26 protein-coding genes, 4 tRNA genes, 3 rRNA genes and 1 pseudogene are annotated in these 25,837 nt (G+C 41.5%); 3 read left to right on the forward strand and 31 right to left on the reverse strand.

Annotated features, from left to right (window positions below; translation table 11 throughout):
* Window positions 1-2: 2 nt before the first annotated feature.
* The 4 genes from A2J09_RS17845 to A2J09_RS17860 form a co-directional block, all read right to left on the reverse strand.
* Window positions 3-86: transfer RNA gene (locus A2J09_RS17845), tRNA-Tyr, on the reverse strand.
* An 18-nt stretch (window positions 87-104) separates the two neighbouring features.
* Window positions 105-180 (reverse strand) — tRNA-Val (locus A2J09_RS17850).
* Window positions 181-250: 70 nt separating this feature from the next.
* Window positions 251-325, reverse strand: a tRNA-Glu gene (locus A2J09_RS17855).
* Between the two features lie 112 nt (window positions 326-437).
* A tRNA-Asn gene (locus tag A2J09_RS17860) sits at window positions 438-514 on the reverse strand.
* A 263-nt stretch (window positions 515-777) separates the two neighbouring features.
* Here A2J09_RS17860 and mbcS point away from each other — a divergent pair.
* Complete coding sequence (gene mbcS / locus A2J09_RS17865; protein ID WP_012296038.1) at window positions 778-2,355, forward strand: acyl-CoA synthetase MbcS; 1,578 nt, start codon at window positions 778-780, stop codon at window positions 2,353-2,355.
* Between the two features lie 105 nt (window positions 2,356-2,460).
* On the opposite strand, the gene rrf is transcribed toward mbcS, so the two are convergent.
* The 3 genes from rrf to A2J09_RS17880 form a co-directional block, all read right to left on the reverse strand.
* A 5S ribosomal RNA gene (gene rrf, locus A2J09_RS17870) occupies window positions 2,461-2,576 on the reverse strand.
* A gap of 186 nt (window positions 2,577-2,762) precedes the next feature.
* Window positions 2,763-5,690, reverse strand: a 23S ribosomal RNA gene (locus A2J09_RS17875).
* A gap of 308 nt (window positions 5,691-5,998) precedes the next feature.
* Window positions 5,999-7,550, reverse strand: a 16S ribosomal RNA gene (locus A2J09_RS17880).
* Together the 16S, 23S and 5S rRNA genes form the textbook arrangement of a ribosomal RNA operon.
* Window positions 7,551-7,817: 267 nt before the next feature.
* On the opposite strand from A2J09_RS17880, the gene A2J09_RS17885 reads away from it, so the two are divergent.
* The gene (locus tag A2J09_RS17885; protein ID WP_036162441.1) at window positions 7,818-8,474 is read left to right on the forward strand and encodes a hypothetical protein; all 657 of its coding nucleotides are present in this window, start codon (window positions 7,818-7,820) and stop codon (window positions 8,472-8,474) included.
* Between the two features lie 39 nt (window positions 8,475-8,513).
* Here A2J09_RS17885 and A2J09_RS17890 read toward each other — a convergent pair whose 3' ends face one another.
* Entirely contained in the window at window positions 8,514-9,188 is a 675-nt protein-coding gene (locus tag A2J09_RS17890) for a KinB-signaling pathway activation protein (protein ID WP_012296040.1), read from the reverse strand.
* Window positions 9,189-9,339: 151 nt separating this feature from the next.
* On the opposite strand from A2J09_RS17890, the gene gerD reads away from it, so the two are divergent.
* Complete coding sequence (gene gerD / locus A2J09_RS17895) at window positions 9,340-9,954, forward strand: spore germination lipoprotein GerD (RefSeq protein ID WP_031416707.1); 615 nt, start codon at window positions 9,340-9,342, stop codon at window positions 9,952-9,954.
* 55 nt (window positions 9,955-10,009) lie between these two features.
* Here the strand turns inward: gerD and A2J09_RS17900 are convergent, their stop codons facing one another.
* From A2J09_RS17900 to rplF, 23 genes and pseudogenes are all read right to left on the reverse strand, one after another.
* A complete protein-coding gene (locus A2J09_RS17900) occupies window positions 10,010-11,065 on the reverse strand; it encodes a P-loop NTPase (protein ID WP_012296042.1) in 1,056 nt (351 codons plus the stop codon).
* A gap of 72 nt (window positions 11,066-11,137) precedes the next feature.
* Window positions 11,138-11,851 (reverse strand): N-acetylmuramoyl-L-alanine amidase, encoded by a 714-nt coding sequence (locus A2J09_RS17905; protein ID WP_012296043.1) that lies wholly within the window; start codon window positions 11,849-11,851, stop codon window positions 11,138-11,140.
* Between the two features lie 131 nt (window positions 11,852-11,982).
* Complete coding sequence (locus A2J09_RS17910; protein ID WP_051563362.1) at window positions 11,983-12,930, reverse strand: DUF4822 domain-containing protein; 948 nt, start codon at window positions 12,928-12,930, stop codon at window positions 11,983-11,985.
* A 931-nt stretch (window positions 12,931-13,861) separates the two neighbouring features.
* A complete protein-coding gene (gene rpsI, locus A2J09_RS17915; RefSeq protein ID WP_004233744.1) occupies window positions 13,862-14,254 on the reverse strand; it encodes a 30S ribosomal protein S9 in 393 nt (130 codons plus the stop codon).
* Window positions 14,255-14,279: 25 nt separating this feature from the next.
* A complete protein-coding gene (gene rplM, locus A2J09_RS17920) occupies window positions 14,280-14,717 on the reverse strand; it encodes a 50S ribosomal protein L13 (RefSeq protein ID WP_004233742.1) in 438 nt (145 codons plus the stop codon).
* Window positions 14,718-14,896: 179 nt separating this feature from the next.
* A complete protein-coding gene (truA, locus tag A2J09_RS17925) occupies window positions 14,897-15,637 on the reverse strand; it encodes a tRNA pseudouridine(38-40) synthase TruA (RefSeq protein ID WP_012296047.1) in 741 nt (246 codons plus the stop codon).
* A gap of 13 nt (window positions 15,638-15,650) precedes the next feature.
* Window positions 15,651-16,448 (reverse strand): energy-coupling factor transporter transmembrane component T family protein, encoded by a 798-nt coding sequence (locus tag A2J09_RS17930; protein ID WP_012296048.1) that lies wholly within the window; start codon window positions 16,446-16,448, stop codon window positions 15,651-15,653.
* Window positions 16,445-17,317: an energy-coupling factor ABC transporter ATP-binding protein gene (locus A2J09_RS17935; protein WP_012296049.1), complete on the reverse strand. Its 873-nt coding sequence runs from the start codon at window positions 17,315-17,317 to the stop codon at window positions 16,445-16,447. Before A2J09_RS17935 ends, A2J09_RS17930 begins: the two co-directional genes overlap by 4 nt.
* On the reverse strand, window positions 17,293-18,138 hold the full coding sequence (locus A2J09_RS17940) for an energy-coupling factor ABC transporter ATP-binding protein (RefSeq protein WP_012296050.1): 846 nt from the start codon (window positions 18,136-18,138) through the stop codon (window positions 17,293-17,295). The genes A2J09_RS17935 and A2J09_RS17940 overlap by 25 nt, the downstream gene beginning before the upstream one ends.
* A 424-nt stretch (window positions 18,139-18,562) precedes the next feature.
* On the reverse strand, window positions 18,563-18,943 hold the full coding sequence (gene rplQ, locus A2J09_RS17945) for a 50S ribosomal protein L17 (protein WP_012296051.1): 381 nt from the start codon (window positions 18,941-18,943) through the stop codon (window positions 18,563-18,565).
* 56 nt (window positions 18,944-18,999) lie between these two features.
* A complete protein-coding gene (locus A2J09_RS17950) occupies window positions 19,000-19,944 on the reverse strand; it encodes a DNA-directed RNA polymerase subunit alpha (protein WP_004233733.1) in 945 nt (314 codons plus the stop codon).
* 139 nt (window positions 19,945-20,083) lie between these two features.
* A complete protein-coding gene (gene rpsK / locus A2J09_RS17955) occupies window positions 20,084-20,473 on the reverse strand; it encodes a 30S ribosomal protein S11 (RefSeq protein WP_004233731.1) in 390 nt (129 codons plus the stop codon).
* Between the two features lie 25 nt (window positions 20,474-20,498).
* The gene (gene rpsM / locus A2J09_RS17960) at window positions 20,499-20,864 is read right to left on the reverse strand and encodes a 30S ribosomal protein S13 (protein ID WP_004233729.1); all 366 of its coding nucleotides are present in this window, start codon (window positions 20,862-20,864) and stop codon (window positions 20,499-20,501) included.
* Window positions 20,865-20,888: 24 nt separating this feature from the next.
* Window positions 20,889-21,002: a 50S ribosomal protein L36 gene (rpmJ, locus tag A2J09_RS17965; RefSeq protein ID WP_000868344.1), complete on the reverse strand. Its 114-nt coding sequence runs from the start codon at window positions 21,000-21,002 to the stop codon at window positions 20,889-20,891.
* A 37-nt stretch (window positions 21,003-21,039) separates the two neighbouring features.
* Entirely contained in the window at window positions 21,040-21,258 is a 219-nt protein-coding gene (gene infA, locus A2J09_RS17970; protein WP_004233690.1) for a translation initiation factor IF-1, read from the reverse strand.
* Window positions 21,259-21,344: 86 nt separating this feature from the next.
* Window positions 21,345-21,422: pseudogene (locus tag A2J09_RS23520) on the reverse strand (type I methionyl aminopeptidase); the annotation flags it as partial.
* A gap of 249 nt (window positions 21,423-21,671) precedes the next feature.
* Window positions 21,672-22,325 carry an adenylate kinase gene (locus A2J09_RS17975; protein ID WP_012296052.1) on the reverse strand — a complete coding sequence of 218 codons (654 nt, stop codon included), beginning with the start codon at window positions 22,323-22,325 and terminating at the stop codon, window positions 21,672-21,674.
* 70 nt (window positions 22,326-22,395) lie between these two features.
* Window positions 22,396-23,691 carry a preprotein translocase subunit SecY gene (secY, locus tag A2J09_RS17980; RefSeq protein ID WP_031416715.1) on the reverse strand — a complete coding sequence of 432 codons (1,296 nt, stop codon included), beginning with the start codon at window positions 23,689-23,691 and terminating at the stop codon, window positions 22,396-22,398.
* Entirely contained in the window at window positions 23,691-24,131 is a 441-nt protein-coding gene (gene rplO / locus A2J09_RS17985) for a 50S ribosomal protein L15 (protein WP_008181708.1), read from the reverse strand. The genes secY and rplO overlap by 1 nt, the downstream gene beginning before the upstream one ends.
* A gap of 34 nt (window positions 24,132-24,165) precedes the next feature.
* The gene (rpmD, locus tag A2J09_RS17990; RefSeq protein ID WP_004233668.1) at window positions 24,166-24,348 is read right to left on the reverse strand and encodes a 50S ribosomal protein L30; all 183 of its coding nucleotides are present in this window, start codon (window positions 24,346-24,348) and stop codon (window positions 24,166-24,168) included.
* Between the two features lie 15 nt (window positions 24,349-24,363).
* The gene (gene rpsE, locus A2J09_RS17995) at window positions 24,364-24,867 is read right to left on the reverse strand and encodes a 30S ribosomal protein S5 (RefSeq protein ID WP_008181711.1); all 504 of its coding nucleotides are present in this window, start codon (window positions 24,865-24,867) and stop codon (window positions 24,364-24,366) included.
* Window positions 24,868-24,888: 21 nt separating this feature from the next.
* Window positions 24,889-25,248 carry a 50S ribosomal protein L18 gene (gene rplR, locus A2J09_RS18000; RefSeq protein WP_012296055.1) on the reverse strand — a complete coding sequence of 120 codons (360 nt, stop codon included), beginning with the start codon at window positions 25,246-25,248 and terminating at the stop codon, window positions 24,889-24,891.
* A 32-nt stretch (window positions 25,249-25,280) separates the two neighbouring features.
* A complete protein-coding gene (gene rplF, locus A2J09_RS18005; RefSeq protein WP_031416716.1) occupies window positions 25,281-25,820 on the reverse strand; it encodes a 50S ribosomal protein L6 in 540 nt (179 codons plus the stop codon).
* Window positions 25,821-25,837 lie beyond the last annotated feature (17 nt).

A 25,837-nucleotide genomic window follows, 5' to 3' on the forward strand; every position in this document is an offset into this window, starting at 1 on the left:
ACTGGTGGAGGGGGACGGATTCGAACCGCCGAACCCTAAGGAGCGGATTTACAGTCCGCCGCGTTTAGCCACTTCGCTACCCCTCCGAAATAACACAATAATAATGGTGGAGGATGACGGGCTCGAACCGCCGACCCTCTGCTTGTAAGGCAGATGCTCTCCCAGCTGAGCTAATCCTCCATAGAAACAGGTGTTATATCACAGTTTATTTTCTTTTTAAAGCCTGTACATCATGACGATGCATTTTAAATGGTGACCCCTACGGGATTCGAACCCGTGTTACCGCCGTGAAAGGGCGGTGTCTTAACCACTTGACCAAGGGGCCATATGTACGTCTCAAACAAGACAATAATTATAATAACATTATTTCTACATTCTTGCAACACTTTTCTACAATTTTTTTATGTATAAAACCATCTTAAAAATGAGCAAAAAAATGGCTCCGAAGGCAGGACTCGAACCTGCGACAACCTGATTAACAGTCAGGTGCTACTACCAACTGAGCTACTTCGGAACAATACTATTCGTATGTCTTAGACAACCTCTTAAGTACATTTATTATTATAGCAAGCATTCTAAATAATGCAACACATTTGTGAAAAATTTTATATTTTTTGTCGAGGCCTTCTTAAATATAACTTAGAAAGCAAAATAGTTCTCTATTAAATCTAATATTTCTATTTTGTGTATTAAATATTCTTGCTGTATATTATTGCAATTGTTAAAATAAAAATAGTTTTACGAATTTTCTATCATTTCAGGGGGAGGAATGTTCAAATGGTAATAAAGGATTTAATTGCACCGGATGTTTATAACATTACAGAGGAATTAGAAAAATTTTCGCAAGATAGTGAACGCCAAGCTATACGTTGGTTAAATACACAACAAGAGAGGCAAACAGTTACTTACGTAGAGCTTGTTCAAAAAATGAATCAATACGCTAATGCCTTTACGAAGAAGGGGCTTCAAAAAGGAGATCGTGTATTAGTTATTATTCCTCGCCTACCAGAGGCCTATTTTGTTTTCCTAGGCTGTTTAAAAGCGGGTATTGTTCCTATTTCATGCTCAGAAATGTTGCGCGCAAGTGATTTAGAGTATCGTATGGAGCATTCTTCTGCTAGTGCTGTGATCGCCTATGAAGCATTTACTAGTGAAGTAGATAAAATCTCTTCTTCTGTCAATACTTTAAAAAACAAAATGGTCATTGGCACAGCTACAGGAGATTGGTCTTCTTTAGATGAATTGGCTAGCTCGCAACCAAATACATTTACTGCTGTTGCTACTAAACGCGATGACATGGCGTTCCTTTCTTATACTTCTGGAACAACAGGTAAGCCTAAGGGTGTCGTTCATTCTCATGGTTGGGGCTACGCGCATATTCGAACAGCGGCTGCACAGTGGCTTTGTGTACGTGAAGGAGACTTAGTATGGGCTACTGCTGCTCCAGGTTGGCAAAAATGGATTTGGAGTCCTTTCCTATCCACCATTATGTTGGGGGCTACAGCCTTTGTTTATCATGGTGGGTTTGATGCAAAAACATATCTTCGCCTGTTGCAGGATGAAAAAATTAATGTTCTCTGCTGCACTCCAACTGAATATCGTATCATGGCGAAGCTTGAGAATTTAAAAGACTATAATCTATCCTCTCTGCGTAGTGCTGTCTCTGCTGGTGAACCATTAAATCGACCAGTCATTGAAACATTTAAGAATCACTTTGATCTAAAAGTCCGCGATGGTTATGGTCAAACAGAAAATACATTACTCATTGGTACTCTGGAAAACACAGAGTTACGTCCTGGTTCCATGGGTGTCCCAACTCCAGGTAATATTGTACGTATTATCGACAATGAAGGAAATGAGGCACCTGTTGGCGAGGTTGGAGATATTGCCATACACAAATCATCGCCAGCGTTGTTTAAAGAGTATTATCGGGAGCCTGAACGCACACAAGCGGCATTCCGTGGTGAATGGTACATTACTGGTGATCAAGCGAAATGTGATGAAGATGGTTATTTTTGGTTTGAAGGTCGAGGCGACGATATAATTATCTCATCTGGTTACACTATTGGTCCCTTTGAAGTAGAAGATGCCTTAAACAAGCATGATGCTGTACAAGAGTGCGCAGTTGTGGCTGCTCCAGATGAAATTAGAGGGCATATTGTCAAAGCCTATGTAATCTTACGAGATGGCTATAAGGAACACAATGAAGAAGAATTAATTAAGGAGCTACAGGAGCATGTAAAAGCACTGACTGCGCCTTATAAATATCCTCGTAGTATTGTCTTTATCGATGAGTTACCAAAAACAACATCTGGGAAAATTCGTCGTATCGAACTACGAGCAGCAACTGTCTAAATATAGTAAGGAGGCATTTTCTTTGAATGAAATGCCTCCTTTTACTTTTTAGAATTTTAAACAAAAAAAAAGCCACTACTGAGTGTATCAGTAGCGACTTTTTGCGCCTAGCGATGTCCTACTCTCACAGGGGGAAGCCCCCAACTACCATCGGCGCTAAAGAGCTTAACTTCCGTGTTCGGTATGGGAACGGGTGTGACCTCTTTGCCATCATCACTAGACTATGTTCGGCTTTCAATATACATCGCATTTCTTCGTCAGCTTCTGTCGTTCAGTCAGTCACGTACTTGAGTACGCTCCTTCCCTCTCTCCATTGCTTCCTCGAACTACTCGTATCTTGAAACCCTTTATAAAAGAAATTATTCTTTCAAAACTGGATAAACGGTTCATTGAATGTTTCAAACTTTTTGGTTAAGTCCTCGATCGATTAGTATTCGTCAGCTCCATGTGTCACCACACTTCCACCTCGAACCTATCTACCTCATCGTCTTTGAGGGATCTTACTTACTTGCGTAATGGGAAATCTCATCTTGAGGGGGGCTTCATGCTTAGATGCTTTCAGCACTTATCCCGTCCACACATAGCTACCCAGCGATGCCTTTGGCAAGACAACTGGTACACCAGCGGTGTGTCCATCCCGGTCCTCTCGTACTAAGGACAGCTCCTCTCAAATTTCCTACGCCCACGACGGATAGGGACCGAACTGTCTCACGACGTTCTGAACCCAGCTCGCGTACCGCTTTAATGGGCGAACAGCCCAACCCTTGGGACCGACTACAGCCCCAGGATGCGATGAGCCGACATCGAGGTGCCAAACCTCCCCGTCGATGTGGACTCTTGGGGGAGATAAGCCTGTTATCCCCGGGGTAGCTTTTATCCGTTGAGCGATGGCCCTTCCATGCGGAACCACCGGATCACTAAGCCCGTCTTTCGACCCTGCTCGACTTGTAGGTCTCGCAGTCAAGCTCCCTTGTGCCTTTACACTCTACGAATGATTTCCAACCATTCTGAGGGAACCTTTGGGCGCCTCCGTTACCTTTTAGGAGGCGACCGCCCCAGTCAAACTGTCCGCCTGACACTGTCTCCTGCCCCGCTAAGGGGCATGGGTTAGAATTTCAATACAACCAGGGTAGTATCCCACCGACGCCTCCTTCGAAGCTGGCGCTCCGAGATCTCTGGCTCCTACCTATCCTGTACAAGTTGTACCAAAATTCAATATCAGGCTACAGTAAAGCTCCACGGGGTCTTTCCGTCCTGTCGCGGGTAACCTGCATCTTCACAGGTACTATAATTTCACCGAGTCTCTCGTTGAGACAGTGCCCAGATCGTTACGCCTTTCGTGCGGGTCGGAACTTACCCGACAAGGAATTTCGCTACCTTAGGACCGTTATAGTTACGGCCGCCGTTTACTGGGGCTTCAATTCGCAGCTTCGCTTGCGCTAACCACTCCTCTTAACCTTCCAGCACCGGGCAGGCGTCAGCCCCTATACGTCACCTTACGGTTTTGCAGAGACCTGTGTTTTTGCTAAACAGTCGCCTGGGCCTATTCACTGCGGCTCTCATGCGCTTGCACGCTCAAGAGCACCCCTTCTCCCGAAGTTACGGGGTCATTTTGCCGAGTTCCTTAACGAGAGTTCTCTCGCACACCTTAGGATTCTCTCCTCGACTACCTGTGTCGGTTTGCGGTACGGGCACCTCTCACCTCGATAGAGGCTTTTCTTGGCAGTGTGAAATCAGGAACTTCGTCCATCCGGACTCGCCATCACAGCTCAACGTTACAGTGTGCGGATTTGCCTACACACACGCCTTACTGCTTGGACGCGCATAACCAACAGCGCGCTTACCCTATCCTACTGCGTCCCCCCATTTCTCAAACGGTGAGGAGGTGGTACAGGAATATCAACCTGTTGTCCATCGCCTACGCCTATCGGCCTCGGCTTAGGTCCCGACTAACCCTGAGCGGACGAGCCTTCCTCAGGAAACCTTAGTCATACGGTGGACGGGATTCTCACCCGTCTTTCGCTACTCATACCGGCATTCTCACTTCTAAGCGCTCCACCAGTCCTTCCGGTCTGACTTCAACGCACTTAGAACGCTCTCCTACCACTGACATCGTAGATGTCAATCCACAGCTTCGGTGAATCGTTTAGCCCCGATACATTTTCGGCGCAGCGTCACTCGACCAGTGAGCTATTACGCACTCTTTAAATGATGGCTGCTTCTAAGCCAACATCCTGGTTGTCTGTGCAACGCCACATCCTTTTCCACTTAACGATTACTTTGGGACCTTAGCTGGTGGTCTGGGCTGTTTCCCTTTTGACTACGGATCTTATCACTCGCAGTCTGACTCCCGTGTATAAATATCTGGCATTCGGAGTTTGTCTGAATTCGGTAAACCGGGATGGCCCCCTAGTCCAAACAGTGCTCTACCTCCAGTATTCTCATCACGAGGCTAGCCCTAAAGCTATTTCGGAGAGAACCAGCTATCTCCAAGTTCGATTGGAATTTCTCCGCTACCCACACCTCATCCCCGCACTTTTCAACGTGCGTGGGTTCGGGCCTCCAGTAAGTGTTACCTTACCTTCACCCTGGACATGGGTAGATCACCTGGTTTCGGGTCTACGACCACGTACTATTTCGCCCTATTCAGACTCGCTTTCGCTGCGGCTCCGCCTTCTAAAGCTTAACCTTGCACGTAATCGTAACTCGCCGGTTCATTCTACAAAAGGCACGCTATCACCCATTAACGGGCTCTAACTACTTGTAGGCACACGGTTTCAGGATCTCTTTCACTCCCCTTCCGGGGTGCTTTTCACCTTTCCCTCACGGTACTGGTTCACTATCGGTCACTAGGTAGTATTTAGCCTTGGGAGATGGTCCTCCCGGATTCCGACGGAATTTCACGTGTTCCGCCGTACTCAGGATCCACTCAGGAGAGAACGAACTTTCGACTACAGGGCTTTTACCTGCTCTGGCGGACCTTTCCAAGTCGCTTCATCTAACTCGCTCTTTTGTAACTCCGTATTGAGTGTCCTACAACCCCAAGAGGCAAGCCTCTTGGTTTGGGCTCTTCCCGTTTCGCTCGCCGCTACTCAGGGAATCGATTTTTCTTTCTCTTCCTCCAGGTACTTAGATGTTTCAGTTCCCTGGGTCTGCCTTCAAGACGCTATGTATTCACGTCAAGATACTACGCGATTAAACGTAGTGGGTTCCCCCATTCGGAAATCTCCGGATCAAAGCTCACTTACAGCTCCCCGAAGCATATCGGTGTTAGTGCCGTCCTTCTTCGGCTCCTAGTGCCAAGGCATTCGCCGTGCGCCCTTAATAACTTAACCTATCAGCTTTCCATACAGTTCACATTTCGTTGTCAGCCTCACTCGTTCAATCAGTCACGTACTGAAGTACGCTCCTTCATTTACTCGATTGCTTCCTAGAACTGCTCGTGTCTGAAAACCTTATCATGTTATTAAGCCTATAAAAAAACTTAAAAAAATAAATGTGTTTGTTACAATTTCAATGTCGTTTTATCCAGTTTTCAAAGAACAAGTTTTGAAGTATTCCATTCAGAAAGAATGAACCTTCAAAACTGAACGCAAAACGTAATCTTACAAACCCTAGGTTTGTATTCCGAAAATATCCTTAGAAAGGAGGTGATCCAGCCGCACCTTCCGATACGGCTACCTTGTTACGACTTCACCCCAATCATCTATCCCACCTTCGGCGGCTGGCTCCAAAAGGTTACCTCACCGACTTCGGGTGTTACAAACTCTCGTGGTGTGACGGGCGGTGTGTACAAGGCCCGGGAACGTATTCACCGCGGCATGCTGATCCGCGATTACTAGCGATTCCGGCTTCATGTAGGCGAGTTGCAGCCTACAATCCGAACTGAGAACGACTTTATCGGATTAGCTCCCTCTCGCGAGTTGGCAACCGTTTGTATCGTCCATTGTAGCACGTGTGTAGCCCAGGTCATAAGGGGCATGATGATTTGACGTCATCCCCACCTTCCTCCGGTTTGTCACCGGCAGTCACCTTAGAGTGCCCAACTAAATGATGGCAACTAAGATCAAGGGTTGCGCTCGTTGCGGGACTTAACCCAACATCTCACGACACGAGCTGACGACAACCATGCACCACCTGTCACCGTTGCCCCCGAAGGGGAAACCATATCTCTACAGTGGTCAACGGGATGTCAAGACCTGGTAAGGTTCTTCGCGTTGCTTCGAATTAAACCACATGCTCCACCGCTTGTGCGGGCCCCCGTCAATTCCTTTGAGTTTCAGTCTTGCGACCGTACTCCCCAGGCGGAGTGCTTAATGCGTTAGCTGCAGCACTAAGGGGCGGAAACCCCCTAACACTTAGCACTCATCGTTTACGGCGTGGACTACCAGGGTATCTAATCCTGTTTGCTCCCCACGCTTTCGCGCCTCAGTGTCAGTTACAGACCAGATAGTCGCCTTCGCCACTGGTGTTCCTCCAAATCTCTACGCATTTCACCGCTACACTTGGAATTCCACTATCCTCTTCTGCACTCAAGTCTCCCAGTTTCCAATGACCCTCCACGGTTGAGCCGTGGGCTTTCACATCAGACTTAAGAAACCACCTGCGCGCGCTTTACGCCCAATAATTCCGGACAACGCTTGCCACCTACGTATTACCGCGGCTGCTGGCACGTAGTTAGCCGTGGCTTTCTAATAAGGTACCGTCAAGGTACAGCCAGTTACTACTGTACTTGTTCTTCCCTTACAACAGAGTTTTACGAACCGAAATCCTTCTTCACTCACGCGGCGTTGCTCCATCAGGCTTTCGCCCATTGTGGAAGATTCCCTACTGCTGCCTCCCGTAGGAGTCTGGGCCGTGTCTCAGTCCCAGTGTGGCCGATCACCCTCTCAGGTCGGCTACGCATCGTCGCCTTGGTGAGCCGTTACCTCACCAACTAGCTAATGCGCCGCGGGCCCATCCTATAGCGACAGCCGAAACCGTCTTTCAATATTTCACCATGAGGTGAAACAGATTATTCGGTATTAGCCCCGGTTTCCCGGAGTTATCCCAAACTATAAGGTAGGTTGCCCACGTGTTACTCACCCGTCCGCCGCTAACGTCAAAGGAGCAAGCTCCTTCTCTGTTCGCTCGACTTGCATGTATTAGGCACGCCGCCAGCGTTCGTCCTGAGCCAGGATCAAACTCTCCATAAAAGAAATTTGATTAGCTCAAATTGTTTTGCTGGCATCATTTTGATGTCCAAAATTTTGTTTCGTTCACTAGTAAATCTAGCTACTTAAAACTTTATTGATTACGTTTTGCTTGTTCAGTTTTCAAGGTTCATGTTGTTTATTTCACTGTCACCTCTTGGCGACTTATACATAATAACATCGATTATTCATGAAAGTCAACACTAAATCATAAGTTTTTTTAAAGAGACTTATTTTGTTATTTAAAATTATAGAAACGAGGTTGTTATTATGATCCGAAAAACGTTGATTTCACTGCTCCTAATCGGCATTCTCTTTGTTTTTCTAAAGCCTATAAATTCCACGATGATTTCTGTATTTAATATTGCTAACGCACCAGTTGTCGTTACAAAAGGTCATTACGGCACATCTCTGGTTGTAGAGATTTCATTCTCTGATGAGTCTCTAATGGAATGGCTTAAAACAGTGAAAGAACCTTATCCGCTTCTTCTTCTAGATACCGAATGGATCAAGCGTTCACCTGACCATATAAAAATTATTCAAGAGCGAAAATTACCTACAGGACTACTTGGACCAAAGGATTCAGTAGAAGAGCCTGTTAACATTAAGCTTGTACAAAAGGATATTGATATTTATGAACAACATTTGAAGGAAAAGCCACTCTGGTTTGCTACTCAGAATCATCAGTATTCACAAGACTTGCAAAAATCTTTGTTTCAGCAACAAATGAATTTGCTATCTCCTTCTCTTATTTGGCAGGGTGAGAAAACACCTAAACTCCAAAAAGGGGACTTTGTATTTGTTCCACTACACCAAGATAGCTCTTTTACTTTGAAAGAACTTAATACTTTAATACGACAAAATAAGTTTATGTCAATTGAGGAAAATATATTTGGCTATAAAGTGCAAACTAAAAAATCTCCATAAAAAAATTGCCTCTATTTTGTAGGAGGCAATTTTTTTCATTTAAGCATTTTTTGCTTGTTCTTGGCGCGCTTTACGACGTGCTTCTAATTTTTGACGATCTTCATCGGATTTTGCATTATATTTAGGCAATACTAATAATTGATATGCATTAACCGCTAATAACGGGAATAATAACAATGCGACATATTCATTAATATTTTCATCACGACCCATTAACGCAATTGTCCATTCCAAAGTTGTAATGACAATCATGAAGAAAAGAGCAGAAATGAATACATGTTTTTTCCCTGTTAATTTTACTTTTTGAACAGCTGTAGCTATGGCTCCAAAAATGAGAACAATTAATAATCCAACATAGAATAACCAGCTTTGCCCATCCTTTACACCAGGTACAAAACGGAAGAAAATAATATCAAAAATTGTAATTGCAATGAGTAAAAGCTGTACCCAATTCCATAATGTAAGTGTTCTAAAGATATTTACACCTACTTGATGGAGTGTTAAATAAGCGAAAAAACCAGCTTGTGCAATAACACTCATTGTAAATCCTAAGAAGACCATCCATAATAGTCCAGCGAAAAATTCTCCCCAATGACCGTTTGCTATGTATGGTTGGAAGAAATCCCAGCGAATAAATAAACTAAAAGCTCCGTTGACTACCCCACCAACGAGCATTGCAAAGAAGAAAAACTTTGCCCAATTTCGTATCGTCACAACTAAAAGTCCCCCAATTTCTCAATATATCTGTCCTTATTTTATCAATGCATTGTTAAAAAAGCTATTTCTCATCTTTCCCAATACATAAAGTCATCAGAAATGTGAACAATAATTGAAAGAGTCTATCTATAGAAAGGACTGATTGTCGATGCGAAAATTCACCATATTACTGATTCTAATGCTATTTCTTTCTGCCTGTTCACAAGATAAAACCTCTACTATGTCCTATGATGAAATAAAAAAAATTATGATTGACTCTTTACAAACAGAGGACGGTAAAAAGGCATTGCGACAGCTTTTAGAAGAGCCCAGTTTCCGTGAGCTGTTGATTTTAGAGCATGATGAAGTGAAAAAAGCTACTGAGGAAACATTACTTTCCAAGGAAGCAGAAGACTTTTGGAAGAAAACCTTTGAAGATCCAAAGTTTAAGGAAACAGTTGCGAAAAGTATGCAAAAACAGCAACAGGATATTATGAAGGACTTAATAAAAGATCCAACTTTCCAAAAGGATATGGAAGCCTTTTTTGGACAGCCTGATATGCAGAAACAGCTAGAGACTATCCTTAAATCCTCCAATATGCGAAAGCAAATGGAGGAAGTAGTAAAGGAAACAATCGAAAGCCCTTTAATGCAATCTAAATGGCAAGAGCTAATTAAAAAGAGCGGTGAAACACCTTCATCTGGAAGTGGCGATAAGAAAGAAGCAAGTGGGCAAAGTGGTGGCAGTGGTGGCACTGATAAGGAGCAAAAAGGCACAGAATAATCGTGGATTATTAAAAAACGGATTTCCTCCAAAAAGGATGGAAATCCGTTTTTTATTATTTATTTAATTTATCAATAATTTTCGTCGCGACGTCTAAATAAATTTGTCCAGTAGTATGTTTTTCAGCATATACTGATGGTGCGAAATCCGCATCTGTCCAATCTGGTTGCCCAAGTGGGATTTGTCCAAGTAGCTCCGTACGAAGCTCCTCTGCTAGTTTAGGACCTCCGCCTTGCCCAAAGACAAACTCTTTCTCACCTGATTTCGATTCGAACCAAGCCATGTTTTCAATTACACCTAAAATTTCATGGTCTGTTTGCAGAGCCATGGCACCTGCACGAGCTGCAACGAATGCTGCTGTTGGGTGAGGTGTTGTGACTACAATCTCTTTTGATGATGGTAACATTTGATGAATATCTAATGCAACATCACCTGTGCCTGGTGGTAAATCTAATAGTAAGTAGTCAAGCTCTCCCCATTCTACATCACGGAAGAATTGATCTAATACTTTACCTAACATTGGGCCACGCCATACAATTGGTGCATTATTTTCTACAAAGAAGCCCATTGAAATCATTTTTACACCAAAACGATCAACTGGGAAAATACGATTATCGACTACTTTAGGCATATCCGTTACACCCATCATATCGGGCACACTAAAACCATAAATATCTGCATCGATTAAGCCCACTTTTTTGCCTAGACGAGCTAGGGCAACCGCTAAGTTAACCGAAACTGTTGATTTACCTACTCCACCTTTACCCGAAGCAATTGAAATAACTTGAACTGTACTAAGTGGCGATAAAATATCCTGTGCTTCAGATTCTGTTGCTGTGCCACGGAAGCTTTGAAGCTTTTCAGCTGATAGCTCTTCAAAACGAATACCAACTGTGTTTACACCCGCTTCTTTTAACATCTCAACAATTTTCATTTGTAGTTGTAATTGTTCAGGTGTATTCAATTTAGCAATCGCAACTTTTACACTGACATGATTTTTTTCTTCTTTTATTGCTACGTTTGTAATACCATCTGTTTCTGCAAGCGATTTATGTAAAAATGGATCTTGTAGTTGTCCTAGTATTTCTCGTACTTGTTGTTCAGTAATCACGACGAACACTCCCCTTATATTGTCTCAATGTTAGTATATCATAAATGATTTAATTTACGTTGTGATGTTGCTCTACTCAACTTTCGCTAATAGATACTCTTCTATACCTTCAACAATAGCATCTGCCATTTTTTCTTGGTAATTCTTATCGGTAAGTAAAGCCCGTTCTTCATCATTACTAATAAACCCAGTCTCTACTAATGCCGCAGGCACTTCTGCTTTTTTCAGTAAATAAATCTGCTTAATAGACAATGCTTCTCGGTCTGTATTTTTTAAATTAGTACGAATGGACTCTTGAATACTTTTTGCAAGTATCTCACCGTCAGCATGTCCCTCCTTATGATAAAACACCTGTGCACCACGCCATTTTGTTTCTGGAATAGCATTGGCGTGTATGGTAATAAACACATCTGGTTTTTCTTTTTCTACAATATCCTTTCGTAAAAAGATATCCTGTTTTTTACGCTCTCTTAACGTTCCGTACTTTTCTGATGGCGCGTGTTCATCAATAACATCACCATTTTTTGTTCTTGTCATGATGACTGTTGCGCCTTTCTTCTTCAATTTCTTCTCCACGTGCTGAGAAATTGCAAGTGTAATATCCTTTTCAATGACTTCGCCCTTTGAAGCCCCTCCATCCTCCCCACCATGCCCTGCATCAATGACAATTTTTATGCCACCAAGTGGGTCTGGTAAAAAGAAGTTACGGTCCGAAGCATTTGTTTCATATGCCACGACCACTATACTCATAAGCATAATTACTCCTAGTGCCAGCCAGCGCTTCACCCATATCCACCACCCTTTTACATTTAGTGTACGAAGTTAGTGGAGAAACTATGCCAGAAAGAAAAAAAAACTCACAAGTATTCAACTTGAGAGTTTTTAACTTCTTCTATAGTAAGGGAGGAAGAACAATTTTATTGCAGTGTAAATTCTGGTTTAAATTCCCCTTCATAGGGTTCATGCTCAACAAACACAGTTATCTCATTTCCATTTTTATCTTTACCTGTTCTTTTATACGTAAACTTCTTATCATTCATTTCAGTAATTTCAAGAGCCACACCATATTTATTATCACCAAGTGAAACGTGAGCTCTGATTTTATTGTCATGAATGACGTCAAAGTAGCCATAATCACCGCGGCTTTTGCCTGTTTCAGGGTTAAAGAATTCATATTTATTCGTTTCTGCATCGTATTTTGCAATACTAATGAAATTTGAATTAAATTCGGTTACATCATTACCATTTTCATCTAAAGCAACTGTGCCCTGCCATAATGTATTAGCTAAAATTTCATCGCCGTCTACATCTGTTACGATATCTCCTGTAGTCGCATTAAGAATTTTATCTGGATCTGTAAATGTAAGCTCTTTTTCTTGATAAGGGATATGCTCCACAAAGACTTCTACATCGTTACCAGTAGCATCTTTCCCCATTCGTTTATAAGTGAAGATATCGCTATTTAATTCTGTGATCTCTACTAGTGCTTGATAATTTTTGGATTCAGAAATTAGAATCCTTTGTTTCCCATCATTTGTAATGAAGAATGTTCCTTTATCATCACGACTTTCGCCAGTAGTAGCATCAAAGAATTCATAATGACCTGTCTTCATATCATATTTAGCCAAGCCAATAAAGTTTGAGTTTTCCGCAGTTAAATCGTTGTTATCTTTATCATATACTTTTGTACCCTGCCAGTTTGTAGCACTTAGAATAGTTGCCATGGCTTGACCCTTTGTGAGTTGCTCTTGTGCTTGATCTTTCGTTGTATTTTCTGTAGCAACGCTTTCTGTTTTTGTTCCCTCACTATTCGTCGTATTGCCTTTCACAGGCTCCTTATCTTGACATGCTGCAAGTAGTGCCATTGCTGCAACAGATACCATCAATAATTTCTTCATACCTACTTACCTCCATTTTTTGCTTTATATTTTTTAGTTACACCAAACCCACTCTTGAAAGGCATGTTGTAGCTTTCATAATTCATAATAAAATGCATTGTTAAACTCCCTCTAAATAATTTCTTAAAAAAGCATAAACTTATCCGAAAATATTTTTAATATTTTTAAATTTGTGCAGAAATAACAATAATTATGCTAAGAAAACTATTTAAAGTTTGATAAATATACTAAAAGACGCGTTCTACTGGACGGTGAAGGTGATAAAAATGAGCGATCATTTAATTATTGCTGCCGGGAATAGAGAAACGGTTCAAGTCCTAACACTTCTACAAGAAGGGGGCAGCTGATATCAATGCCACCAATCAAACAGTAAGGGCTCTTATTCAGTAGATTTAATATATTGAGAAAAATGTATTGAGCTTGTCAAAGATGCATTGAAAGCAGGTGATGAGTCCTTTTTGTAGCTGGAAAATGGTGAGGGGTTAGCCGAAGATTGAAATCATATGTCTAACTGTGACAATACACAGCACATCCTGAATTCGCATTAGCACGTTTAGCAGCTGAAAGTAGGGTCGTTGAGGAAAGAAGAATAGCAGCCGTTTATACTTTCGGTGAACATTGCCCTATGTGCAGCAGCCCACGATTGGGTTGGTTTAGGGAGAATCTTTATGCTAGCTCGTCCAAACTGCTTACACAATGAAATAGACATCACTACTAACTAAGTGTTCGTCATTGATTTATTCAACAACAGGTACACCAGCTTCATCGACAATTTCATCAGAAATCATATTAAGCCATATTCGGGCAACTATAACGATTGCTTTTTATAATTATTCTATTCATACAAAAAGACCCTTTCCACAAAAGTAGAAAGAGTCTTTGATAGAAAAATTTGAAATTAACGTTTTGAGAACTGAGGTGCACGACGAGCGCCGCGTAGACCTGGTTTTTTACGTTCTTTCATGCGTGAATCACGAGTAAGTAATCCAGCTGATTTTAATGCAGCACGGAAATCTGGGTCTACTTGAAGTAGAGCACGAGCGATACCGTGACGAACAGCACCAGCTTGACCAGTGTATCCACCACCGTTAACGTTTACGTGGATGTCATAGCTTCCTGTAGTTTCAGTAGCTACTAATGGTTGTTTAATTACTTCACGTAATGCAGCGAATGGTACGTATTCTTCGATTTCACGTTTGTTGATAACAATTTTACCTGTACCTGGTACTAAACGTACGCGAGCTACAGAGCTTTTACGGCGACCAGTGCCGATGTATTGAACTTGTGCCAAAGTAATATCCTCCTCTTAATTTATATTATCCGCGAAGCTCGTATGCTTCTGGTTTTTGTGCAGCATGTGGATGCTCTGTTCCAGTGTAAACATTAAGTTTAGTGAACATTTTACGACCTAAAGAGTTTTTAGGAAGCATTCCTTTAACTGCTAGTTCGATCATTCTTGTTGGGTACTTGTCTAGCATTTCACCAGCAGTACGAGTTTTTAAACCACCTGCGAATTGAGTGTGGTGACGGTAAAGTTTACCTTCTAATTTGTTACCAGTTAAATGGATTTTGTCAGCGTTGATGATGATTACGTGATCACCTGTGTCAACGTTTGGTGTGAATGTTGGTTTATGTTTACCACGTAAGATTGCAGCTACTTCAGAAGCTAAACGTCCAAGAGTTTGGCCTTCTGCATCAACTACTAACCATTTACGGTCTACTTCGTGACCTTTAGCCATGAATGTTGTACGCATGTATATATCCTCCTAATCGATTCGATTACCGTTATTTTTCATTAAACTACACTATAAGTTTTCGGGGCTTATTTGTGGTGGTAATGAAAATACCATCTGTTATCATATAATGAATGACTTTTAAAGTCAAGCAATTTCATTAAACACCTGGTAAAGTTGTTTCGAGGTTGAAAGTGACACTAATAGAATACTTTTTCTAAGTACAAACCTTGTGGTGGCGCGGTTTTCCCAGCTTTATCCCGATCTTCTGAAGCGACTACCAGTGCTATATTTTCAATCGTCCGGCGATCTATACCTACTTCCCAAAGTGTACCTGCAATAATTCGAACCATATTATATAAGAAGCCATTGCCTTCAATAACCATATGAAGCTCTTCCCCATGCCATTCAAATTGTAGTGAAGTTACTGTTCTTACTTTATCCTGCACGCTTGTATTGGCTGCGCAGAAGCATGAAAAGTCATGTGTCCCTATGATAGCTTGAGCAGCCTTCTGCATTGCAACCACATCCGGTTTGACCCCGTTTGTATCAACTGTATAATGTCTCCGAAATGGATTTTGAATAGGCTCACAGGACCAAATATAACGGTATCGCTTCCCAGTTACACTATAACGTGCATGAAAGTCATGTGCTACTTCTTCTACAGACAATACGCGAATATCTCTAGGTAGCTGTACATTCAAAGCTTTACGATACTTGTCAGTTGGAATGGCTAGTGGTGTATCAAAATGCAACGTTTGCCCTGTAGCATGAACCCTAGCATCTGTACGTCCACTTGCGGTCACCTTCACCTTTTCCTCTTTATGCATAATGGCTAATACACGTTCTATTTCTGCCTGTACGGTGCGTTCCCCAGGTTGTACTTGATAGCCTGAGAAATGTGTACCGTCATAGCTAATAATTATTTTTAATCGTCGCATAAAGCATACTCCTTTAACTTCTATAGAAGAATAGCAATACACCTATTGCTACTAATAATACAAGCGCAAATGTATCGCCCATATCCCATTTTAGCTTACGATATCTAGTACGCCCTTCCCCTCCGCGGTAGCCTCTTACTTCCATCGCTGTGGCTAAATCTTCGGCCCTCTTAAATGCGCTCACAAAAAGAGGTACTAGTAATGGGACTACAGCTTTAATACGGTCTTTTATTGGACCCGAGGATAGATCAGAGCCTCGTGCCATTTGTGCTTTCATAATCTTATCTGTTTCATCCATTAAAGTTGGAATGAAGCGTAAAGAAATCGACATCATTAAAGCTAATTCATGGACAGGTACTTTCAACGTCTTCAAAGGATTTAAAAGGACTTCAATACCGTCTGTAATGGAAATCGGTGACGTCGTTAAAGTTAAGATAGATGTTATAAATACTAATACTAGAAAACGTATTGAAATATAAACCCCACGTCTAATCCCCTCATCGTATATGGTAATATACTTCGAGTCAAAAACGGGAACACCTTCCTTCGTCATAAAAATATGAAGCAAGAAGGTGAAGGCCATCAAAAAGAGAACTGGTTTAAGACCGTTTATCAAAAAATACAAGCGAATTCGTGATATTAATACAACAAGCAGTGTGAAGGCCAAAAGCATGGCATATGTTACTGTATTATTAGCCAAAAATACTATAATAATAAAGGCAAATACGAAGATTAGCTTAGAGCGTGGATCCAGTTTATGAACGGGAGAGTCTCCTGGCAAGAAGCGTCCAAAAATCATTTTTTCCATCATGATTCCGCACGCTCCTCTCTTAGTACTTGAGCAATTTCAGCTGCAAGTTCTTCTTCGGTTAAACAAACTTTTGATAAGGATTTCCCTAGCATTTGCTCCATCTTTTGCTGAAAGCGTACAATACGTGGCGGTTCTAAGCGAAAGCTCTTTAATGTATCAACATCCTTAAATATATTTCGCGGTGTTCCACTTAAAACATTTTTTCCTTCATGCATAATTACAATATTATCAGCATATCGGGCAGCGTCTTCCATGCTATGCGTCACAAGAATGGTTGTCAGGTGACGTTCCTGATGAAGTTGATAAAACATATCCATAATTTCTTTCTGACCACGTGGATCTAAGCCCGCGGTAGGTTCATCCAGCACAATTACTTCAGGGTCCATCGCTAAAACACCTGCTATTGCTACTCGACGCATTTGACCTCCCGACAAATCAAACGGAGATTTTTCTAGGACATCTTCTGGTAACCCTACTAAGCTGACAAGTTCCCTTGCACGATTTTCGGCTTCCTTTTCTGCTACGCCAAAGTTCATGGGACCAAACATAATATCCTTTAACACTGTTTCTTCAAATAACTGATGCTCAGGGAATTGAAAGACAATACCAACCTTTTGTCGTACAGCTTTTAAATCCTTTGCTTTTTTACCAGCTACCACTACACGATCCCCGATATGTACTTCTCCTGAAGTAGGTCTTAGAAGTGCATTAAAATGTTGGAGAATAGTTGATTTACCAGAACCAGTATGACCAATAATGGCTTGATACGTGTGTGATGGGATATTGAATTCTACATCGAATAATGCCCGTTTTTCAAAAGGCGTACCTTTTGCATAAGCATAGCTTACTTGTTGAAGTTTGATGTCCATAAATCATTCACCAACTCTTCTTCTGTCATATGTTGTCCCATTAATGGAACACCTTCCTTTTGCAATAGCTTTGATAACTTTAGCGCAAATGGCAAGTCTAGTCCAAATTCCACTAGCTTGTCCCCAAGAGCAAATATTTCAGCAGGGGTACCTTCTGCAAACTTCTTCCCATCATTCATAAAAAGTATACGATCTGCTAGCATCGCCTCCTCTAAATCATGGGTTATGGATAGGACAGTAAGTCCTGTTTCAGCTCGTAAAGTTTGAACAGTTTGTAATACCTCTCCACGTCCCTGTGGATCTAGCATCGAAGTAGCCTCATCTAATATAAGAAGCTTCGGCTTTAATGCAAGCGCTCCTGCAATAGCGACACGCTGCTTTTGCCCTCCTGATAAATGGTGTGGCTCATGATCTAAAAAGTGGCTCATTTTTACTTGTTCTAGTGCCGCATGAACACGATGTACCATTTCTTCAAAAGGCACGCCATTGTTTTCTAATGCAAACGCAACATCATCCTGTACGGTTGCACCTACAAATTGATTGTCGGGGTTTTGAAAAACCATTCCCATGAGAGAACGAGACTCCCAAAGGTTTTCTTCATTTAATGGTTCCCGCAGTATGCGTACATCTCCCTCTTGAGGGAATAGCAAACCATTCATCAACTTTGCAATGGTTGACTTTCCAGAACCATTGTGTCCTACGATGGCAATCCATTCTCCCTCTTCAACGGCGAAGCTAACATTTTCGACAGCATTACGATTATTTGGTTCTTCTGGTGTATATGAAAAAGTCACATTATTTAAAGATAAAATTTCAGGCATTTCTAGAACTCCTCTCTCCATGCTCAGCTCTACTAACTAACTTACACTTTTTTATGTATGAATTCTACTACAATCCCTATGTCTATAAAAGTAAAACATTAAAATAATTAAATGTTCTAGTACGGGTGTGATTCACGAAAATATTAAACCCATATATTAAAAAAAGCACCACAAATTGGCGCTATCCTTAGTAATAAAAAAGCGCGCACCTCATTCAATAGAAATGCGCTAGTCGTTACATTTTCAAGAAATAAGGGTGCTCAAGCCCTTATTTCTCCTGAATGAGGTGCGGAGAGCTAAACGAGACGCCACACCTTAGTGTCCGCTCATCATAACGCTCAGCTTAATTATTTGTCGTATAAATCATTTATAAAGAAAGAGGGTGGTGATTCCCACCCTCTTCACCACAAGTTTTCTAGTATGATTAAACTAGTTCAATCACAACTACAGGTGCACCGTCACCACGACGAGGACCTACTTTAAGAATACGAGTGTAACCACCTTGACGCTCTGCATAACGTGGTGCAACATCATCAAATAACTTTTGAAGTGCAAATGATGTTGTTTCGTTACCTTCTGCATCAGTCGTTGTTACTAGTTCACGACGGATGAATGCAGCAGCTTGACGACGTGCATGTAAATCTCCGCGCTTACCTAAAGTAATCATTTTTTCAACAGCTTTACGTACTTCTTTAGCGCGAGCCTCAGTAGTTTCGATACGCTCGTTGATGATTAAATCAGTAGCTAAGTCACGTAACATCGCTTTACGTTGAGAACTTGTACGACCAAGTTTTCTGTAACCCATGGATGTTTCCCTCCTTTATAGAAAAAATCTGACCTTGTTAGTTTTGTTTAAATCGCTTAGTCTTCTTTGCGTAATCCTAAACCAAGCTCTTCTAACTTCGCTTTTACTTCTTCTAGTGACTTACGTCCAAGGTTACGAACTTTCATCATGTCGTCTTCTGACTTATTCGCAAGTTCTAGTACTGTGTTAATACCAGCGCGTTTTAAGCAGTTGTAAGAACGAACAGAAAGATCAAGTTCTTCGATAGTCATCTCTAAAACTTTTTCTTTTTGATCTTCTTCTTTTTCGACCATGATTTCAGCAGTTTGTGCCTCATCTGTCATGCCAACGAAGATGTTAAGATGCTCGGTTAAAATTTTTGCTCCGAGCGAAATCGCCTCTTTCGGACCGATGCTGCCATCTGTCCACACATCAAGAGAAAGTTTATCGTAGTCAGAAGACTGACCTACACGAGTATTTTCCACTTGGAAATTAACGCGTGATACTGGAGTGTAAATAGAGTCGATCGGGATCACGCCGATAGGAAGATCCTCACGTTTGTTTTGATCAGCAGGAGTGTAACCACGGCCGCGTTGTGCGTACATACGCATACGTAAATGACCGTTTTTAGCGATTGTTGCAATATATAGATCTGGGTTTAAAATTTCTACATCACTGTCATGTGTAATGTCAGCAGCCGTAACTGTACCATCGCCTTTTACATCAATCTCAATAACTTTTTCTTCGTCAGAGTAGATTTTAAGAGCTAGTTTTTTCACGTTCAAAATGATTGAAGCTACATCTTCTACTACGCCTTCTACAGTTGAGAATTCGTGAAGAACGCCATCAATTTGAATGGACGTGACAGCAGCTCCTGGTAATGAAGACAGAAGGATACGACGTAAAGAATTACCCAAAGTGTTTCCATATCCGCGTTCAAGCGGTTCTACAACAAACTTTCCATACTTGGAATCTTCGCTGATCTCCACCGTTTCAATCTTTGGTTTTTCAATTTCGATCATTTCATTTACCCTCCTTCAAAACATCGAATGTATAGGTTCTTTCCATCATAGATTCGATCGTCAATGACGTATCGTTTATTATCTGCACAAGACAGTCTGTACAAAAAATGATGTTCTCATACAATATGAGACGCACCCATTACACGCGACGACGTTTTGGCGGACGGCAACCATTATGAGGAACTGGAGTAACGTCTTTAATAGCAGTTACTTCTAAACCAGCAGCTTGAAGCGCACGAATTGCAGCTTCACGACCAGCACCAGGACCTTTAACAGTTACTTCCAACGTTTTCAGACCATGTTCAAGGGATGTTTTAGCAGCAGTTTCTGCAGCCATTTGAGCAGCGAATGGTGTAGATTTACGTGAACCACGGAAACCAAGAGCACCAGCACTTGACCAAGATACAGCGTTACCTTGCATATCTGTAATCGTTACGATTGTATTGTTAAATGTAGAACGAATGTGTGCGATACCAGATTCGATATTCTTTTTCACACGACGTTTACGAGTTTGTTGTTTACGAGCCATGTTAAGAAGGAACCTCCTTTACCAATTATTTTTTCTTGTTCGCTACAGTTTTACGAGGACCTTTACGCGTACGCGCATTGTTCTTCGTATTTTGGCCACGAACAGGTAAACCACGACGGTGACGGATACCACGGAATGAACCGATTTCCATCAGACGTTTAATATTTAATGAAGTTTCGCGACGTAAGTCACCTTCAAGTTTGTAAGAATCTAATTGTTCACGGATTTTGTTTAACTCATCTTCAGTTAAGTCGCGTACGCGTGTATCTTCTGAAATACCTGCGTCAGCTAGTACTTTCTGAGCTGTAGTTTTACCAATACCGAAAATGTACGTTAATGAAATTACCACGCGTTTGTCGCGAGGAATATCAACACCAGCAATACGTGCCATGTACGTTGTGCACCTCCTTTAGAATTAACCTTGTTTTTGTTTATGTTTAGGATTTTCACAGATTACCATTACTTTACCGCGTCGGCGAATTACTTTACATTTTTCGCAGATCGGTTTCACAGATGGTCTCACTTTCATCTAACCTAACCTCCTTAGTAGTCCGGAGCGCAAAAGATTATTTAAAACGGTATGTGATACGACCGCGAGTTAAATCATAAGGAGATAACTCGATAGTAACCTTATCTCCAGGTAGAATACGGATAAAGTGCATACGAATCTTACCAGATACGTGTGCTAGAATCACATGTCCATTTTCTAATTCTACCTTAAACATCGCGTTTGGCAAAGTCTCAACAACTGTCCCTTCGACTTCAATTACATCATCTTTCGCCATCTACTCTGTCTCCTCTCTATATGCAAATTAAAGTTCTCATCGTTACATCAAACGGATATCTGCTGCAACTATAGAAGCAACCTCGTTTCAACATATGTTTGGATTGTATGAGAGATGTTTGAAAGACGCTCGTCTGGTTTCGCTTCACACAATCCACGGAATATCCAGAACCAATAAGGGCACTGAAACTCCCATGTTTACACGAATACCGGAATGTCTTGGATGAGATATTCATACCCGTTACACAGATGCTTCCACGAAACCCATTATACTCCTCCAAAAGCTATGTTGCACTTTTTAGAAGAAATATATACCGGGCACAATATGCTTTTGCAACTCTCAAAAAAATTATGTTTCGTTGTTGCTCCCGCATGCCTCCCGCGGAAGCAGTACTCTGCGCCCGGAGCCGGGTATCAGCTGCGGCTGCTCTGTAATAGAGCATCAAGATCAGCAAACACTTTGTTTATATCTTGCTGTCCATCTATATTAGTTAACACACCTTTTGCTTGATAGAAATCAAGTAAAGGTTGCGCTTGTTTCATATTAACTTCCAGACGGTTCGCAACCGTATCAGGATTATCATCGGCACGTGTGTAAAGCTCGCCACCATCTTTATCACATTTTCCTTCCTCGGCTGGAGGATTGAAAATTAAATGATAGGATGCTCCACAAGTTTTACAAATGCGTCGACCTGAAAGACGAGCAATTAACTCATCCTTTTCAACTTGAATGTTTAGAGTATGTTCAATTGCTTTGCCAAGATCAGCAAGAATGCTATCTAAAGCTTCAGCTTGAGGAACAGTACGTGGGAAACCATCTAATAGGAAGCCCTTTTCACAATCAGGTTTAGCCAGTCGCTCACGAACAATACCAATCGTTACTTCATCTGGTACAAGAGCACCTTGATCCATAAACGACTTAGCTTGTAAGCCAAGTTCTGTACCTTCTTTAATAGCAGCACGGAACATATCGCCTGTAGAAATATGAGGAATCGCGTACTTCTCAACAATTTTATCTGCCTGAGTACCTTTACCAGCACCTGGCAGACCCATTAAAACGATATTCATTAGGAAATATTCCTCCCACCAAAGGTTTGCTGATTTAAGGAAACGATAGAACGTTCCCTAAAAACCAACATTATTTCATAAAGCCTTTGTAGTGACGTTTAACAAGTTGAGATTCTAGCTGTTTCATCGTTTCGAGCGCTACGCCGACTACGATAATAATACTAGTACCACCGATTTGCACTGAGGCAGGTAAATTCATAAAGTTAATGAATAAAATCGGCATTACAGCAATAACAGTTAAGAATATCGCACCAACAAATGTTAGACGATATAACACGCTTGTTAAATACGCTTGAGTGTTTTCACCAGGACGAATACCCGGAATATAAGCACCTTGTTTTTTCAAGTTGTCTGCCACATTTTCAGGATTCACTTGTACGAATGCATAGAAATATGTGAACGCGACGATCAATGCAACGTAAATAATCATTCCAACAGGTTTCGTATAATCAAACGTGTTTTCAATGAAAGTAGTTACGTCATTTTGACCAAAGAACGTAGCTAACGTACGTGGTGTAACAATAAACGCTACTGAAAAGATTACCGGAATAACCCCTGCAGCATTTACTTTTAAAGGTAAATGAGTTTGTTGACCACCAGCTTGTTGATTACGTCCAGTAACTCGTTTTGCATATTGAATTGGAATTTTACGAAGTGCTTGTTGCACATAAATAACTCCAACTACAACGGCGAGTAAAACCAATACAAGCAATGCAAGGATTATGATGTTGATAAATAATTTATCCCCAGCACCCTCGATTTGCTGTGCAAAGATTTGGTTGATTCCTGTAGGCAATGCTGCAACGATACCTGCGAAGATTACAACAGAAATACCATTCCCAACACCGTGTGAAGTAATTTGCTCTGCAAGCCATACAAGGAAAGCTGTCCCCGCTGTCAATACAATGGCGATTGTAACATATGTTAGAATCCCTTCTTCTTTAATCAATGATCCGCCATACATTCTATTAAAACCAAATGACATTGCGAATGATTGGATGAAAGCAAGAATAATAGTAAAGTAGCGAGTAAATTGTGCAAGTTTACGTCTTCCGACTTCACCTTGCTTTGCCCATTCAGCAAACTTCGGTACTACGTCCATTTGCAATAACTGAACAATAATTGAGGCTGTGATGTAAGGCATAATCCCCATCGCAAAGATAGAGAAGTTCTTTAAAGCACCACCGCCAAAAGTATTCAGGAAACCAACGAGGTTAAACTCATCAGTTGCCTTTAATACATTTGCGTCAACGTTAGGTACTGGAATGAATGTTCCAATACGGAAAACGATTAACATTAAAAGAGTGAAAATGATTTTATTTCTTATATCTCGAACACGCATAAAGTTAGAGATTGTCTGAAACATTAAATCACCTCAGTAGTTCCGCCGGCATTCTCGATTGCTTCTTTAGCTGAAGCTGAGAATTTATGAGCTTTAACTGTAAGCTTTTTGTTAAGAGTTCCGTTGCCAAGAACTTTAATTCCAGCTTTTTCATTACTCACAAGACCAGTTTCAAGTAATAATGCAGTTGTAACCTCTGCACCGTCTTCGAAACGGTTTAAAGCGTCAAGGTTAACGATCGCGTATTCTTTACGGTTAATGTTCGTAAAGCCACGTTTTGGTAAACGACGGAATAATGGGTTTTGACCGCCTTCAAAGCCTGGGCGTACACCGCCACCAGAACGAGCGTTTTGACCTTTATGACCTTTACCTGCTGTTTTACCGTTACCAGAACCGATACCACGACCAACGCGGTTGCGTTGCTTACGAGAACCTTCTGCTGGTTTTAACTCATGCAGTTTCATAGTGGGTGGCACCTCCTTGTTCATTAATTGGAAATTAAATTTCTTTTACAGTAACTAAGTGAGCTACTTTATCAAGCATACCGCGAGTAGCTGCGTTATCAGCTTTCTCTACAGTTTGGTGTAATTTACGTAAACCTAAAGCTTCAACAGTTTTGCGTTGTGCAGGTTTAGTACCAATCACAGATTTAGTAAGGGTGATTTCTAATTTGTTAGCCATATTATCTTTCCCCCCTTATCCTAATATTTCTTCCACTGATTTACCACGTAATTTTGCTACGTCCTCTACGCGTTTTAATTCAGTTAAACCTTGAACAGTTGCACGCACCATGTTGATTGGTGTGTTAGATCCAAGAGATTTTGAAAGAATATCAGTAATACCAGCAAGTTCTAGTACTGCACGTACTGGACCACCAGCGATAACCCCTGTACCAGGAGCAGCAGGTTTAATTAGGATTTCTCCTGCACCGAAGCGACCAAGCACTAAGTGTGGAGTTGTTCCACCAACACGTGGCACTTCTACTAAGTTTTTCTTCGCATCTTCAACAGCTTTACGGATAGCATCTGGAACCTCTTGAGCTTTACCAGTACCGAAACCTACATGACCGTTTCTATCGCCAACAACAACTAGTGCTGTGAAGCGGAAGCGACGTCCACCTTTAACAACTTTAGCAACACGGTTAATAGTAACTACGCGTTCTTCAAGTTCTCCAAGTTTGTTTGCGTCAATTCGACTCATGAAATGTGTCCCTCCTTCTTATTAAAATTCTAAACCATTCTCACGTGCAGCTTCAGCTAAAGCTTTCACGCGTCCATGATATAAGTAACCACCACGGTCAAAAACTACAGCAGTAATATTTTTTTCCGCAGCGCGTTTCGCGATTGTTTCACCGATTTTTGATGCAGCTTCAACATTGCTACCAGCACCTTCAAAACCATTTTCTTGAGAAGATGCGCTAACAATTGTTACGCCTGCTACGTCATCGATAAGTTGAGCGTAGATGTTCTTGTTAGAACGGAATACATTTAAGCGTGGACGCTCAGCAGTACCCGAAATTTTAGAACGTACTCGTGCATGACGTTTTTTACGAACTTGATTTTTATCCTGTTTCGTAATCACAAGGGTCACTCCTTTCTAATGCTTAAGCAGCATTATTTACCTGTTTTACCTTCTTTACGACGAACGTATTCGCCTTCGTAACGGATACCTTTACCTTTATATGGCTCTGGTGGACGAACGTCACGGATGTTAGATGCTAGAGCACCAACGCGCTCTTTGCTGATACCTTTAATGATGATTTTAGTGTTAGAAGGAACTTCAATTTCTAGACCATCTTCAGGTGTGAACTCTACTGGATGAGAGTAACCTACGTTAAGTACAAGTTTTTTGCCTTGTAACTGCGCACGGTAACCAACACCGATAAGTTCTAAAGCTTTTTCGAAACCTGCAGAAACACCAGTAACCATGTTCGCTAGAAGCGCACGAGTAGTACCGTGGTTTGTGCGGTGTTCTTTTGAATCAGAAGGACGTGATACTGAGATTACGTTACCTTCTTGCTCAATTTTCATATCTTGGTGGAAAGAACGAACAAGTTCGCCTTTAGGACCTTTAACAGTAACAGTGTTGTCAGCTGCAACAGTAACAGTTACGTTAGCTGGTACCTCGATAATTTTTTTACCTACACGAGACATTTAGTTGCACCTCCATT

It is taken from the genome of Lysinibacillus sphaericus (genome assembly GCF_001629735.1).
Classification (GTDB): domain Bacteria; phylum Bacillota; class Bacilli; order Bacillales_A; family Planococcaceae; genus Lysinibacillus; species Lysinibacillus pinottii.

Excerpts from the sequence above, each read along its gene's own strand:
- mbcS (WP_012296038.1), top strand. The coding sequence starts at position 778 with ATGGTAATAAAGGATTTAATTGCACCGGATGTTTATAACATTACAGAG.
- A2J09_RS17885 (WP_036162441.1), top strand. The coding sequence starts at position 7,818 with ATGATCCGAAAAACGTTGATTTCACTGCTCCTAATCGGCATTCTCTTT.
- gerD (WP_031416707.1), top strand. The coding sequence starts at position 9,340 with ATGCGAAAATTCACCATATTACTGATTCTAATGCTATTTCTTTCTGCC.
- A2J09_RS17910 (WP_051563362.1), bottom strand. The coding sequence starts at position 12,930 with ATGGCACTACTTGCAGCATGTCAAGATAAGGAGCCTGTGAAAGGCAAT.
- rplM (WP_004233742.1), bottom strand. The coding sequence starts at position 14,717 with ATGCGTACAACATTCATGGCTAAAGGTCACGAAGTAGACCGTAAATGG.
- truA (WP_012296047.1), bottom strand. The coding sequence starts at position 15,637 with ATGCGACGATTAAAAATAATTATTAGCTATGACGGTACACATTTCTCA.
- A2J09_RS17930 (WP_012296048.1), bottom strand. The coding sequence starts at position 16,448 with ATGATGGAAAAAATGATTTTTGGACGCTTCTTGCCAGGAGACTCTCCC.
- A2J09_RS17935 (WP_012296049.1), bottom strand. The coding sequence starts at position 17,317 with ATGGACATCAAACTTCAACAAGTAAGCTATGCTTATGCAAAAGGTACG.
- A2J09_RS17940 (WP_012296050.1), bottom strand. The coding sequence starts at position 18,138 with ATGCCTGAAATTTTATCTTTAAATAATGTGACTTTTTCATATACACCA.
- rplQ (WP_012296051.1), bottom strand. The coding sequence starts at position 18,943 with ATGGGTTACAGAAAACTTGGTCGTACAAGTTCTCAACGTAAAGCGATG.
- A2J09_RS17950 (WP_004233733.1), bottom strand. The coding sequence starts at position 19,944 with ATGATCGAAATTGAAAAACCAAAGATTGAAACGGTGGAGATCAGCGAA.
- rpsK (WP_004233731.1), bottom strand. The coding sequence starts at position 20,473 with ATGGCTCGTAAACAACAAACTCGTAAACGTCGTGTGAAAAAGAATATC.
- rpsM (WP_004233729.1), bottom strand. The coding sequence starts at position 20,864 with ATGGCACGTATTGCTGGTGTTGATATTCCTCGCGACAAACGCGTGGTA.
- rpmJ (WP_000868344.1), bottom strand. The coding sequence starts at position 21,002 with ATGAAAGTGAGACCATCTGTGAAACCGATCTGCGAAAAATGTAAAGTA.
- infA (WP_004233690.1), bottom strand. The coding sequence starts at position 21,258 with ATGGCGAAAGATGATGTAATTGAAGTCGAAGGGACAGTTGTTGAGACT.
- A2J09_RS17975 (WP_012296052.1), bottom strand. The coding sequence starts at position 22,325 with ATGAATATCGTTTTAATGGGTCTGCCAGGTGCTGGTAAAGGTACTCAG.
- secY (WP_031416715.1), bottom strand. The coding sequence starts at position 23,691 with ATGTTTCAGACAATCTCTAACTTTATGCGTGTTCGAGATATAAGAAAT.
- rplO (WP_008181708.1), bottom strand. The coding sequence starts at position 24,131 with ATGAAACTGCATGAGTTAAAACCAGCAGAAGGTTCTCGTAAGCAACGC.
- rpmD (WP_004233668.1), bottom strand. The coding sequence starts at position 24,348 with ATGGCTAACAAATTAGAAATCACCCTTACTAAATCTGTGATTGGTACT.
- rpsE (WP_008181711.1), bottom strand. The coding sequence starts at position 24,867 with ATGAGTCGAATTGACGCAAACAAACTTGGAGAACTTGAAGAACGCGTA.
- rplF (WP_031416716.1), bottom strand. The coding sequence starts at position 25,820 with ATGTCTCGTGTAGGTAAAAAAATTATCGAGGTACCAGCTAACGTAACT.